General features: G+C 63.5%; 9 protein-coding genes. 6 read left to right on the top strand and 3 right to left on the bottom strand.

The genetic code is table 11. The features are described 5' to 3' along the window. Positions 1-45 precede the first annotated feature (45 nt). From RHE_RS28780 to RHE_RS28795, 4 genes are all read left to right on the top strand, one after another. The gene (locus RHE_RS28780) at positions 46-1,359 is read left to right on the top strand and encodes a CmpA/NrtA family ABC transporter substrate-binding protein (RefSeq protein WP_011428757.1); all 1,314 of its coding nucleotides are present in this window, start codon (positions 46-48) and stop codon (positions 1,357-1,359) included. Between the two features lie 56 nt (positions 1,360-1,415). Next, entirely contained in the window at positions 1,416-2,309 is an 894-nt protein-coding gene (gene ntrB / locus RHE_RS28785) for a nitrate ABC transporter permease (RefSeq protein ID WP_011428758.1), read from the top strand. Positions 2,310-2,320: 11 nt separating this feature from the next. Then, positions 2,321-3,118, top strand: coding sequence for an ABC transporter ATP-binding protein (locus RHE_RS28790; protein ID WP_011428759.1), 798 nt, complete (start codon positions 2,321-2,323; stop codon positions 3,116-3,118). A gap of 71 nt (positions 3,119-3,189) precedes the next feature. Then, on the top strand, positions 3,190-3,909 hold the full coding sequence (locus RHE_RS28795) for a 4'-phosphopantetheinyl transferase family protein (RefSeq protein ID WP_011428760.1): 720 nt from the start codon (positions 3,190-3,192) through the stop codon (positions 3,907-3,909). Here the strand turns inward: RHE_RS28795 and RHE_RS28800 are convergent. The 3 genes from RHE_RS28800 to RHE_RS28810 are packed head-to-tail and all read right to left on the bottom strand — an operon-like array spanning position 3,882 to position 9,466. Next, on the bottom strand, positions 3,882-5,240 hold the full coding sequence (locus RHE_RS28800; RefSeq protein ID WP_011428761.1) for a lysine N(6)-hydroxylase/L-ornithine N(5)-oxygenase family protein: 1,359 nt from the start codon (positions 5,238-5,240) through the stop codon (positions 3,882-3,884). The two genes, RHE_RS28795 and RHE_RS28800, sit on opposite strands and share 28 nt — an antisense overlap. Beyond that, a complete protein-coding gene (locus RHE_RS28805; RefSeq protein WP_011428762.1) occupies positions 5,237-9,229 on the bottom strand; it encodes a non-ribosomal peptide synthetase in 3,993 nt (1,330 codons plus the stop codon). The genes RHE_RS28800 and RHE_RS28805 overlap by 4 nt, the downstream gene beginning before the upstream one ends. A gap of 18 nt (positions 9,230-9,247) precedes the next feature. Then, entirely contained in the window at positions 9,248-9,466 is a 219-nt protein-coding gene (locus tag RHE_RS28810; RefSeq protein WP_011428763.1) for an MbtH family protein, read from the bottom strand. Positions 9,467-9,660: 194 nt separating this feature from the next. On the opposite strand from RHE_RS28810, the gene RHE_RS28815 reads away from it, so the two are divergent. Together RHE_RS28815 and RHE_RS28820 are read left to right on the top strand one after the other, a co-directional pair. Further along, a complete protein-coding gene (locus tag RHE_RS28815; RefSeq protein ID WP_011428764.1) occupies positions 9,661-10,647 on the top strand; it encodes a GNAT family N-acetyltransferase in 987 nt (328 codons plus the stop codon). Continuing rightward, positions 10,644-12,062 (top strand): MATE family efflux transporter, encoded by a 1,419-nt coding sequence (locus RHE_RS28820; RefSeq protein ID WP_011428765.1) that lies wholly within the window; start codon positions 10,644-10,646, stop codon positions 12,060-12,062. The genes RHE_RS28815 and RHE_RS28820 overlap by 4 nt, the downstream gene beginning before the upstream one ends. The last annotated feature ends 10 nt before the right edge of the window (positions 12,063-12,072 follow it).

Raw genomic sequence — 12,072 nt, forward strand, 5'->3', positions numbered from 1 at the left:
GCGTTTTTTTGCGTCCGAACTCAGCAAGCAGAGGGGAACCTGCAGATGAAAAAGATTTCGACGACTGGCATTTCGACAACCGGCATCACCCGCCGCAGCATGCTCAAGACGACGGCTGCGGCCGCCCTGATCGGCGCCGTCAAGACTGCCTTTCCCTCCGGCGCATTTGCGGCCGGGACGGGTCCTGAAGTGAAGGGCGTCAAGCTCGGCTTTATTGCCCTGACAGACTCCGCACCGCTGATCATCGCCAAGGAAAAAGGCTTTTTCGACAAGCACGGCCTGCCGGAAACGGATGTCGCCAAGCAGGCCTCCTGGGGCGCGACGCGAGATAATCTGGTGCTCGGCGGCGCGGCCAACGGCATCGATGGCGCCCACATCCTCTCGCCGCTCCCCTACCTCATGCAGACGGGCAAGGTGACGCAGAACAACAAGCCGGTGCCGATGGCGATCCTGGCCCGGCTCAATCTCGACAGCCAGGGCATTTCCGTCGCCAAGGAATATGCCGAGACCGGCGTGCAGCTCGATGCCTCAAAACTGAAAGCCGCTTTCGAGAAAAAGAAGGCGGAGGGCAAGGAGGTCAAGGCCGCCATGACCTTCCCGGGCGGCACCCACGACCTCTGGATCCGCTACTGGCTCGCCGCCGGCGGCATCGATCCGAACAAGGATGTTTCCACAATCGTGGTGCCGCCGCCGCAGATGGTCGCCAACATGAAGGTCGGCAATATGGACGTCTTCTGTGTTGGCGAACCGTGGAACGAGCAGCTCGTCAACCAGGGCATCGGCTTCACCGCGGCGACCACCGGCGAACTCTGGAAAGGCCATCCTGAAAAGGCGCTCGGGATGCGCGCCGACTGGATCGAAAAGAACCCGAATGCCGCCAAGGCCCTGCTGATGGCTGTCATGGAGGCGCAGCAATGGTGCGAAAGCATGGATAACAAGTCCGAGATGGCCGAGATCCTCGGCAAGCGCCAATGGTTCAACGTTCCGACAAAGGACGTGCTTGGCCGCCTGAAGGGCGACATCAACTACGGCAACGGCCGCGAGGCCAAGGCCACCGACCTTTATATGAAATTCTGGAAGGACGGCGCCTCCTATCCGTTCAAGAGCCACGACACCTGGTTCATGACCGAAAACGTCCGCTGGGGAAATCTGCCCGGTACAACCGACATCAAGGCGCTGGTCAACCAGGTGAACCGCGAGGACATCTGGCGCGAGGCCGCCAAGGATCTGGGCGTCGCCGCGGCCGATATTCCCGCCTCCTCATCGCGCGGCAAGGAGACCTTCTTCGACGGCAAGGTCTTCGATCCTGAAAATCCCTCCGCCTATCTCGACAGCCTTTCAATCAAGGCCGTCTCCTGATCCCGCCTCCGGCGCGCGCGGCGCGCCGGCCTTCCATTCCCGTGAGGAGCGCGCTGATGTCCGCCCTGGCAAATAAAGAAACTCCCTCGATCGTCGCCTCCGCCAAGCCGGCGGCGAAGGTTCTGTCATTCTCCGGCAAGCAAGGATCGCGGATCGATTTTCGCCGTGCGGCGCTGACCGCACTCCAAAATGTCGTTCCGCCGGCCGTCGTGCTGGCGCTCGTCCTCCTCCTCTGGCAGGCGCTCTGTTCATCGGCGGACGCCTCCCTGCCGTCGCCGCACCAGGTCTGGCAGGACAGCTACGATCTCATCGCCTACCCGTTCTTCAACTACGGCTCCCAGGATATCGGGCTCGGCTGGCGCGTGCTGGTTTCGCTGCAGCGCGTCGCCTATGGCTTCGGTCTTGCCGCCGTCACAGGCGTCATCGTCGGGGCGATCATCGGCCAGTCGGTCTGGGCGATGCGCGGCCTCGATCCGATCTTCCAGGTGCTGCGCACGGTGCCGCCGCTCGCCTGGCTACCGCTGTCGCTCGCCGCCTTCCAAGATTCCAACCCTTCGGCGATCTTCGTTATATTCATCACCTCGATCTGGCCTGTCATCATCAATACCGCCGTCGGCGTCCGCAATATTCCGCAGGATTATCGCAACGTCGCCGAGGTGCTGCGGCTGAACCAGTTCGAATTCTTCTGGAAGATCATGCTGCCGTCGGCAGCCCCTTACATCTTCACCGGCCTCAGGATCGGCGTCGGCCTTTCCTGGCTCGCCATCGTCGCGGCTGAAATGCTGACCGGCGGTGTCGGTATCGGCTTCTTCATCTGGGACGCGTGGAACTCCTCGCGCCTTCCCGACATCATCGTCGCGCTCGCCTATATCGGCATCGTCGGCTTTGCCCTCGACAAGCTGGTGGCCGCGCTCGGCAAACTCGTCACCCGCGGCGCCATGGCCAACTAAGGACCATTCTGATGAACGCCTATCTCAAGCTCGATCATATCGACAAGCATTTCGATCGCGGCGGCGTGCGCGCCGAAGTCCTGAAGGATATCAACCTGACAATATCCGAGGGCGAATTCATCTCGATCATCGGGCATTCCGGCTGCGGCAAGTCCACCCTGCTCAATCTCATCGCCGGCCTGACCCCGGTTTCTTCAGGCGCTGTGCTCCTGGAAAATCGCGAGGTCAACGAACCGGGTCCGGAACGTGCCGTCGTCTTTCAGAACCATTCGCTGCTGCCCTGGCTGACGGTCTATGAGAACGTGAATCTCGCCGTCTCCAAGGTCTTCAGCCGAACGAAGACCAAGGCCGAGCGGCATGACTGGGTCATGGCCAATCTCGACCTCGTGCAGATGGCGCACGCCAAGGACAAGCGGCCCGCGGAAATCTCAGGCGGCATGAAGCAGCGCGTCGGCATTGCCCGCGCGCTTGCCATGGAGCCGAAGATCCTGCTGCTCGATGAACCTTTCGGCGCGCTCGATGCGCTGACGCGCGCCCATCTTCAGGATGCGGTGATGGAAATCCACGCCCGGCTCGGCAATACGATGGTGATGATCACCCATGATGTCGATGAAGCGGTGCTGCTCTCCGACCGCATCGTGATGATGACCAACGGCCCGGCGGCCCGCATCGGCGAAGTGCTCGATGTGCCCATGCCCCTTCCCCGCAACCGCATCGAACTCGCCTCCGACCGAACATATCTCAAATGCCGCGAAGCCGTGCTGAAGTTCCTCTACGAACGCCATCGGTTCATCGAAGCCGCGGAGTAGGCCCCCTCGGCGATTGCGGACATAACCCGCTGCCCGATTGCCAATCGGGCAGCGGTACGCATACTGGCCGCATGCAGCAATCAGACAACCAGCCGGCCGCCATCGATGTCGTGCTCTGGCAATATCCGCAGAACGGAAGCGATGGGGAGCGCTGGATACGGTCGCTGTCCTCGAATGAGCGAGAGCGCGCCGCGACCTATCGCTTCGAACGCGACCGGACCTCGTTCATCGCCGGCCGCTATCTGCTGCGGCAAGTGCTGAGCGCGCATACCGAAACGCGGCCTGACAAGGTCGTGTTGCTGGCGGATGCGCACGGCAAGCTGGCGGTCGAGGGCGGCGACACGCTGCAGTTCAGCCTTTCCAATGCCGACGGGCTGGTGGCGGTCGCCGTCGCTTCGGAATGCGCGCGCGTCGGGATCGACTGTGAACGCGCTGATGCCGAGGTCGAAGCGGCGGCGGTGGAGAGCTATTGCAGTCCGGACGAACGGCGGTGGCTCGATCAAGTGCCTGCGGGCGAACGGCCGCGTGCGGCCGTTGCCCTTTGGACGCTGAAGGAGAGCCATCTCAAGGCGCTCGGGGTGGGCTTGCGCGGGGATGCCCGCAGCGTCGCCTTTTCCTGGCAGGACGGCATCCCCGTTCTGGTTCACAGCGGCGAACCGGACCGGCAATGGCATCACCGCCTGGTCGAGAGCGGCAGCCAGCACGTCGTCGCACTGGCCGCCCGCTCATCATCCGCCGCGCCCGGCATTCATGTCCTGACGTTTCAGGACGAGAGCATGCCGTCCCCATAGCCGACCCGGAGCTGATGCGGCATGGCGGAAGCTGCCTCCGTCGCCCAGACCAGCTGCGCATTGTCGGGTTCGGCATCGAAATGCTGCCGGCCGAGAATCGTGTTGACGATCTTGGCGCTGCGCCAGGCCATGAGACTGAGCTGCGAGTCGGCGATGCCGTGCGAGTATCGGCCGGCATTCTGGGCAAACAGCCGGTTGGACCTCGGGCCTGTCCACTGCATCGTGTAGTCGTCGTTCAAGGTGGGATATCCATTTCTGTCGAGGCTGATCCTTTCGCCGAGCGAACCGAGCGCATCCGGCAAACGGAACCTGTAGCCGGTGGCCAGCACCACCGCATCGGCATGCAGCACCTCGATCCCGCCGTCGAAATGGTTGCGGACGATCAGCCGATAGGCATTGCCGTTCCGCTCCATCTGGATCACGTCGCGGTTCGGCGACAGAGATGCGTTCAGCGTGCTCTGATCGAGATACCGCAGCGCGTAGAGGCGTCGGTAGATCGAGTGGATCGTCGAGATCGACAGGCCGTCGCTGGTCAGGATCGAGTTCTTCAGCGCCGCCTGTTTCTGCTCGCCGCTGAGCTTCAGATAGGCCTGCACATATTCCGGCGAGAAGACCTGGTTCGAAAACGGCGTGTCGTTGATCGGCTCGAAATTGTGGCGCCGGCTGATCCAGGTCAGCTCCTTGATCGAGCTGGCATCCCCAAGCAGCGCGTCGACCACCTCGCCGCCGCTCTGGCCGCCGCCGACCACGACGATGCGGCCGGCGCGAAGATCCTTGAGACGCGACTTGGCATCGCTGTTGTGGAAGCAATCGGGCCCAAGGAAGGGTTTCGCCCAGTCGGGCACGAAGGGCGAAGACCCCGTACCGATCACCAGATTCGTCGCTTCTTCCTGGCCGTTGTCGAAGCGCAGGACGAAACGGTCGTCGCGGTGCTCCACGTCGCGAATTTCAGTTGCGTAGCGCAAGCCGTCAACGCCATTGGCGACCCAGGCGAGATAGCGCGCAAATTCCTGCCGGGGAACGGCCTCGTAATTGGCGTTCAGGAAGGCGTAGAGCCGCTTATGCGCCACCAGATAGGAGACGAACGACCAGCGGCTCGTCGGCAGGACCGGCGTGACGAGGTCCTTCAGGAAGGATGATTGCAGCTCGACCCCGGGCATCATCATGCCGGGATGCCAGTCGAACGAGGCTCGCCGCTCGAAGAAGCGGCTGCGCACTTCGGGCACGGATTCCAGCAGGCAGGCAAGGCTCAGATTGGAGGGACCGATGCCGATGCCGGCAAGATCGAGCGGCTCGTTGAGGGCATCCCTGCGGGTAAAAGCGACGGTCATGCGTTATCCTTCTCTGTTTCCTTGAGACGCAGGGCAAGCCTTGAATGGAAGGCGGGAGACCCGATCATGTGCAGATGGTTGGTGCCGGTGATGATTTCGGCCGCGCGAGCCCGCGGCGACAGGCGGCGCCAATCGATCAGGTTGAGGCCGCGGTTGAGGCTGTCATCGGCCGCCCAGGGATAGATCGGCACGTCATGGGGAACGAGCCGGTGCTTGCGGAAGATCAGGGCGTTGTCGATCAGCACCCAGAACGTATGCTCGCGGCTGCTGATGTCGGGCCCGTCTGTGGGAAGCGGATCCTTCTCGTCGCCGACGAAGCGCAGGAACTGCTCGTAGGTATCGGCGTCCATCGTCGACAGCAGCCGGTCCGATTCGGGCCGCATCGCCGTCTTTTGCAGCCATGCCTGCACGTCCCGGTGCAGCATGTCGCGTTCGCCGGGCCGGAACCTCGGCTTGGCGCCGATGGCAAATTCCGATCCGAGGTCGCAGACATCGACCATCGCCATCATCCTGACGTCGACCTCGTTAGCAAGGGTGCGGGCGGCCTCGTAAGCCAGGAGCCCGCCCCAGGACCAACCGAGGAAAGTGCAGGGCGCGCCGCCGCTGTGCTTCCTGATATAGTCGACATAGCTCTCGATGATCTCTTCAACAGGCGCCCCGACTTCCTTCTTCTCGGACAGCGAGTGGCAAATGAAGCCGGTCGCCGGCTGATCGGCGCCGAGATAATCGACGAGCTTCACATATTCGCGGGTGCTGACGAGGAGCCCCGGGAAGCAATAGAGCCGCGGCTTGGCGCCGGAGGCGCGCAGCACGATCACCTCGGAGAGATCGCGCTCCTCCCCCTGCTCCATCACGCCGGCAAAGGCGCGAATGGTCGGGTTGTTGAAGATATCGGCGACGGTGAGCGGGATCTTCGGCCGGCGCTGCCTGAGCTGCGTGAGGATGCGGATCGCGCCCAGCGAATTGCCGCCGATGGCAAAGAAATTATCCTCGACGCTGATCGCTTCCAGCTTGAGAACCCGGCGCCAGACATCCAGCACCTCCTCTTCGAGCGCGGTCGCCGGCTCGATGATTGCGCGTTTGACCGGCTGGGGTGCGGGCAGCGCGAAGCGGTCGAGCTTGCTGTTCGGATTGGTCGGCATCTTCTCGAGTTCGACCACGGCCGCCGGCACCATATAGGATGGCAGGCTGCGCTCGAGGCCGGCGCGCACCGTCTCGACGTCAAGCCTCTCATCCTTCTTCGGCACGACATAGGCGACCAGCGCCTTTTCGCCGCCGGCATCGTCATCGCGCAGAACGACCAGGGCTTCGCCGACGCCGGGCTGCTGGAGGAGTGCGGCTTCGACCTCGCCGAGTTCGATGCGGTATCCCCGCAGCTTCACCTGATGATCGACGCGGCCGACGAATTCGACCGTTCCGTCCTCGCGCCAACGTGTCAGGTCGCCGGAGCGATAGAGCCGGCCGCCCTTCTTGGAAAATGGGTCGGGGATGAAACGGTCGGCGGTCGCATCTGCTTTGCCGAGATAGCCGCGCGCGATGCCCTCGCCGCCAATATAGAGTTCGCCGGTCACGCCGATCGGGCACAGGTTGAGATCGGGATCGAGCACATAGACGCGCCGCAGCCCGACCGCGCGGCCGAGCGGCGCATAGACGCCCTGGAACTTCGTGCCGGCCCTGACCTTCCAGACCATCGGCGTCATGATCGTTTCCGTGGGACCATAGCCGTTGATCAGCCATTCCGACTTCAGCGCCCGCGACAGAAGATCGAAGGTCGTTTGCGCCAGCCCCTCGCCGCCAAAGGAATAGAGCCGCATCGGCGGCGCGCTGTCAGTGCTATCGGCCCATTCCGCCAGCTGCTGCAGATAGGTTGTGGGAATGCTCGCATTGTTGGCGCCATGCTTGCGCATCGCCGTCAGCGTCTCCTCAGGCGTCCAGAGCGGCTGGTCGGGAAGAATGATGCTGCCGCCTTCCATCAGCGGGTTCATCCACCGCTCATGGCCGCCATCCGAACTGAAGGGCAGGAAGGGCAGCTCGCGGGATTCCGAGCTCATGCCATAGACGCGCGAGGTATTCTGCAGATGGTGCGTCAGCGGCCCGTGCTCGACGGCGACGCCTTTCGGCAATCCCGTCGAGCCCGAGGTGTACATGACATAGGCGAGCTGGTCCTTGTGCGTGGGAACATAAAGCGGCGTATCCGGCTCGCCCTCGAGATCGAGCTTGTCGAGTTCGAGGACGGTCGCGTCGAGTTCTTCCGGCAGGCGGTGGCGCAGCCAGCTATGGGTGAGCACGATCTTGACGCCGCCATCGCGCAGGATGTGGTGGTTGCGCACCGGCGGATGGTCAGGCTCAACGGGAATATAGGCGCCGCCGGCCTTCAAGGTCGCGAGGATGCCGACGATCGCCTCCGGCGAGCGCTTGATGAAGATTGCGACCGTCACTTCGGCGCGAACGCCGAGTTGCCGCAGCCGATGACCGAGGCGGTTGGTGCTCGCCTCCAGCCAGCCATGGCTCCACTCCTCGTCGCCATAGACGATCGCGGTCTTGTCTGGCGTGCGGCGCGAATGGGCCGAGATCAGCTCGTGCACCGGCCGGTCGTCATTGACGGCGTCATCCTCATAGGGCGCCGACAGCCAGTCGAGCTCGTCGCTGCCCATGAGTTCGATATCCCTGATCCTGAGATCGGGCTTGGCGACGATCTGCTCCAGCACCAGGCAATAATGCCTGGAGACACGGGCAATCAGGGCGTCGTCATAGAGATCGCCGGCATAGTCGATCAGCCCGTACGCGCCGCCATCCGTGCGAGCCTCGACGACTAGGGAGAGCTCGCTGTCGGCGCGTGCGCCTGAGGGTTCCAGGTTCGTCGCCTGCCTCGGGACGGGATAAGGTTCGCGGAATTCGAACAAGGCCTTGACCACGGCCTCCTGGGCGGCTGCCTCGTCGACAACAAGTTCCTGCGTGATGCGCTCCAGCGGCACGAGGCGGGCAAGCCCCTCCTGCGTCACCGACGAGATCGCCGCGACGACATCGTCGAGCGAGTGTCTCGAGGTCAGCGAGAGCACAAGGGGAAGAACCTGCTCGGCGCGGCCGCGGCTGGCGAGATGTTCGGTGCGGGGCCGCGCGACAAGCAGGCCGGTCAGCAGGGCATAGTTGCCGTTGTAGCGCGCCAGAAGCGCGCAGAAGGCGGCGTGAAGCACGCGCTCGACGTGAACGCCCTTCCCCCTCGCATGCCGTTCGAGTTTGCTCCAGAGCTCGGGGGCGATCGAAAACCGATGCTCGGCGCGCGCCACGCCTGCCAGCCCACCGCTGTTGAAACGGGTCGGGAAGGTCGAGGCCGCATAGTCCAAACCTATCGCATCGCGCCAGTAGGCAAGCGCCTGCCGCGCCTCATCCGTCTCCAGCCAATCGGCCTCGCGCGCCCCGGCGGCGATTTCCACCGGCTGCATATCGCCGGCGGGTTCGCCATCGAGAATGCTGGCCAGCGACCCGGCAAGAACGGATTTTTCGCGGTCGTCGCAGATGATCGGATGCAGCATGATCGTCAGCAGCGACTGCCCATCGGCAAGCCGGATGATCTGGATGCGTGCGCCTGGCCCTTCCAGGAGATCGAAGCGCTTGTCGCGGAAGGCTTTCCGTGCGGCCAAGGCATCGGGCTCGGAAAGAGCCGCGCCGTCCTTGCCGAGGATATCGAGCGGCACTTCGCTCGACGCGCCGCGATATTGCTCGATGCGGCCGCCCGCCAGCCGGCGGAAGCGGAAGGCAAGCGATGGATTCTGCGCCACGAGCGCGCGGCAGGCGCCGGCAATCGTCTCGACGTCGATCGCGGCGCTCAGCCGCAGCCCTATGACCTGAGCGGGAAAGACCGTGTAATTGCCGATCTGCTCCAGCGACCAGATGCGCTTCTGCGCGATGGTCAGCGGAAAGCTCTCGAAGACGGCGTCCACTGCGTCGGTCGGACGGGCATCGGCGAAATTGGTGATCTGCTTGTTCATCTTGCCATCCAGAGGTTTTCAGAGACGCGCATCGCCGGCCATCGCCGAGCGCAGGGAGAGCGGGCGGGGATCGGTCCACACGTCGCGGATATGGGCCAGGCATTCCTGGCGCGAACCGGCAAAGCCCGCGGCCTTCCAGCTCACCGGAATCCGCTTGTCCTGCGGCCAGACCGAGTAGTGGTGCTCGGTGTCAATGACGACGATCCAGAGATCGTCGCGGGGCTCAAGATTGTCCATTCGAAACTCCTGCAGAGATGGATGTCATGCGCAAATGACGGATCCTGATGGCCGCGGTTTAGAAAATTGATGAGAATTTTTTTCTTCGCCTCACCCTAAATCGGGCCGAAGGTGGATCGTCATTCTACCAAATCGGCACAGGAGCAGGCTTCATGCTCGCAGCGTCAAATGTCTTGCCGATCAAGGAGAACATCATGGATTTCGATGCCGCCAGACAGAGGCGGGCTCTGCAGTCGCGGAGCTACATCAGGCTCGCCCCCAACATCGTCCACCTGAAGACCGCGCATGGACAGCACGAAGCCGCCTTCGAGGCCGAGGCCGGCGTCGCAACGATCGCCTTCTACCACGGCGAGCCGCCGCAATCGGCGGAGCTTCTGATGGCGGCGGCCGAAGCGGTGACGGCGGAGGATCGCTCGATCAAGTCGGTCGTCTTCGAAGGCCATCAGGCAGGCCTTCCCCATCATATTTCAAGCACGGGGAAGCTCGATTCCGCGGTCCTCTGGCAATGGCCGTCGCTGTGGCTGCCGCAGCTGACCTATCCGCTGCCGCCGGTACGCGAGATGACCGCCGGCCGCTATCATCCGCGCCGGCCGGCAAAGCCGAAGGGCACCGTCTACCAGCGTTTCATTCCCTGGCTGGAGCGGGACATCAGCTTCCGCGTGGTCGATCCCGAGACCGATCTTGCGGCCTTCCACCGCTGGATGAACGATGAACAGGTCAACACGATCTGGGAGGATTCGGGCTCGATCGAGAAACACCGCGAGATCCTGGAGGAGCGGATCGCCGATCCGCATGTGCTGCCGCTGATCGGCAGTTTCGCCGATATCCCCTTCGGCTATTTCGAAGTCTATTGGGCCAAGGAGAACCGGCTCGGTCCCTTCTACGATGCCGATGATTACGATCGCGGCTGGCATGTGGCGATCGGTGAGCCGGATCATCGCGGAAAAAAATGGATCAGCGCCTGGCTTCCCTCGCTGATGCATTTCATCTTCCTCGACGATCCCCGCACGCAGCGCATCGTCGGCGAGCCGCGCGCCAGCCACGAGCAGCAGATCCGCAATCTCGACCGCTCGGGCTTCGCCAAGGTCAAGCATTTCGATTTTCCGCATAAGCGGGCGCTGCTCGTGATGCTGAGCCGCGAGCGTTTCTTCGGCGATCATCTCTGGGTGCCGGCATCATGAACGACATGAGCGAGATGAGCGGCAGCCTGCGGAAAGGGCGGCTTGCGCCGGAAGATCTTGCCAGCCCGCACCTTTTCAGGCTGCTGCTGCGGCTCGGGCTGCCCGCCATGTTCGGCCTGTCGATCAACGCCGCCCACCACACGATCAACATGATCTTCGTCGGCATGATCGGCGAAGACCAGATCGCCGCGATCATGATCGTGCTGCCGGTCCTGATGCTCGTCGCCGCTTTCGGCGAAGGCATCGGCGTCGGTGTGGCGACCGAGGTCGGGCGCGCACTCGGCGCCGGCAACCGGTCGAGAGCCAGCACCCTTGCCTCGGTCAGCCTTGCCGCCGGCGTCGCCTTCGGCGCCGCAAGCGCGGTTGCGATCGCAGCCTTTCCCTCGGTTCTGCTGTTCGGCGCCACATCAGCGATCGAGCCGCTGGCACAGCATTATCTCCTCGTCATCGTGGTCTCGATTCCACTGACGATGGCGCAGATCATTCTCGACTTTCTGGCAATAGCCGAGGGCAATGCCCGCTTCAGCATGTGGACGCTCGTCGCCTGCTTCGCGCTGAACATCATCCTCGACCCGATCATGATCTTTGGCTTCGGTCTCGGCCTGCAGGGCGCGGCGATGGCAACCATCCTCTCCCAGCTCGTGGCGCTCTCGATCTACGGCGCCTATCATGCGAGGCGGCTTGGGACGATCCGACTGACGTTCGGCTGGCCATTCGGCGACCTCAGGCATCTCAAGGCGGTCCTTGCTGTGGGCGCACCGACGACGCTGACGAGCCTCGCGACGGCGGGCGCAATCGCTGCGATGCTGTCGGTCGCCGGCACCTATCACGGTGAAGACGGCATCGCCGGCGTCGGCATCGCCTTGCGGCTGCTTGCGGTCGGCGCTTTGCCGGTCATCGGCATTTCGCTCGGGGCGCAGTCCATCCTGAGCTTTGCCTGGGGGCGCGGGGATATCTCCCGGGTGCTGGCGGCAGCCCGCATGCTCTCAGTTGTCACGAGCGCGGTCGGCGGCGTCTACGGGCTGGCAGCGATCATCTTTTCCGAGCGTCTTGCCGCGTTTTTCACCGACGAAGCTTCCGTGCTTTCGATCGCCGGCCAGGCGATCGTCGCAACCCATCTTCCCTTCCTGCTGTTCGGCCTCCGGCAGACCGTGCTGATCCTCTTCCAGGCGCAGGGCAGGCCGAACGCCGCCCTTGCCGTCGGCCTGGCGCAGAACGGATATCTTCTCTTTCCGCTGCTTGCGCTGCTGCCGCCCTTCTTCGGATTCTCCGGCCTGCTCTGGGCCATGTTCCTGGCTTCGGCGCTCACTGGCCTGTTGTCATGCTTCTGCCTCGCCCGATCCCTCGGCGCGCTCCGGCAGCGCTCGGACGAACCTCTGACATCAATCCGTCCCTATCCCCGCTTTTGTCCATGAGAGGATTATC

Source organism: Rhizobium etli CFN 42 (assembly GCF_000092045.1).
Taxonomy (GTDB): Bacteria; Pseudomonadota; Alphaproteobacteria; order Rhizobiales; family Rhizobiaceae; genus Rhizobium; species Rhizobium etli.

What these genes read in the sequence shown, in the direction of transcription:
- RHE_RS28800 (WP_011428761.1), bottom strand. Translation starts at nt 5,240, where the DNA reads ATGACCGTCGCTTTTACCCGCAGGGATGCCCTCAACGAGCCGCTCGAT.
- ntrB (WP_011428758.1), top strand. Translation starts at nt 1,416, where the DNA reads ATGTCCGCCCTGGCAAATAAAGAAACTCCCTCGATCGTCGCCTCCGCC.
- RHE_RS28810 (WP_011428763.1), bottom strand. Translation starts at nt 9,466, where the DNA reads ATGGACAATCTTGAGCCCCGCGACGATCTCTGGATCGTCGTCATTGAC.
- RHE_RS28780 (WP_011428757.1), top strand. Translation starts at nt 46, where the DNA reads ATGAAAAAGATTTCGACGACTGGCATTTCGACAACCGGCATCACCCGC.
- RHE_RS28815 (WP_011428764.1), top strand. Translation starts at nt 9,661, where the DNA reads ATGGATTTCGATGCCGCCAGACAGAGGCGGGCTCTGCAGTCGCGGAGC.
- RHE_RS28795 (WP_011428760.1), top strand. Translation starts at nt 3,190, where the DNA reads ATGCAGCAATCAGACAACCAGCCGGCCGCCATCGATGTCGTGCTCTGG.
- RHE_RS28805 (WP_011428762.1), bottom strand. Translation starts at nt 9,229, where the DNA reads ATGAACAAGCAGATCACCAATTTCGCCGATGCCCGTCCGACCGACGCA.
- RHE_RS28790 (WP_011428759.1), top strand. Translation starts at nt 2,321, where the DNA reads ATGAACGCCTATCTCAAGCTCGATCATATCGACAAGCATTTCGATCGC.
- RHE_RS28820 (WP_011428765.1), top strand. Translation starts at nt 10,644, where the DNA reads ATGAACGACATGAGCGAGATGAGCGGCAGCCTGCGGAAAGGGCGGCTT.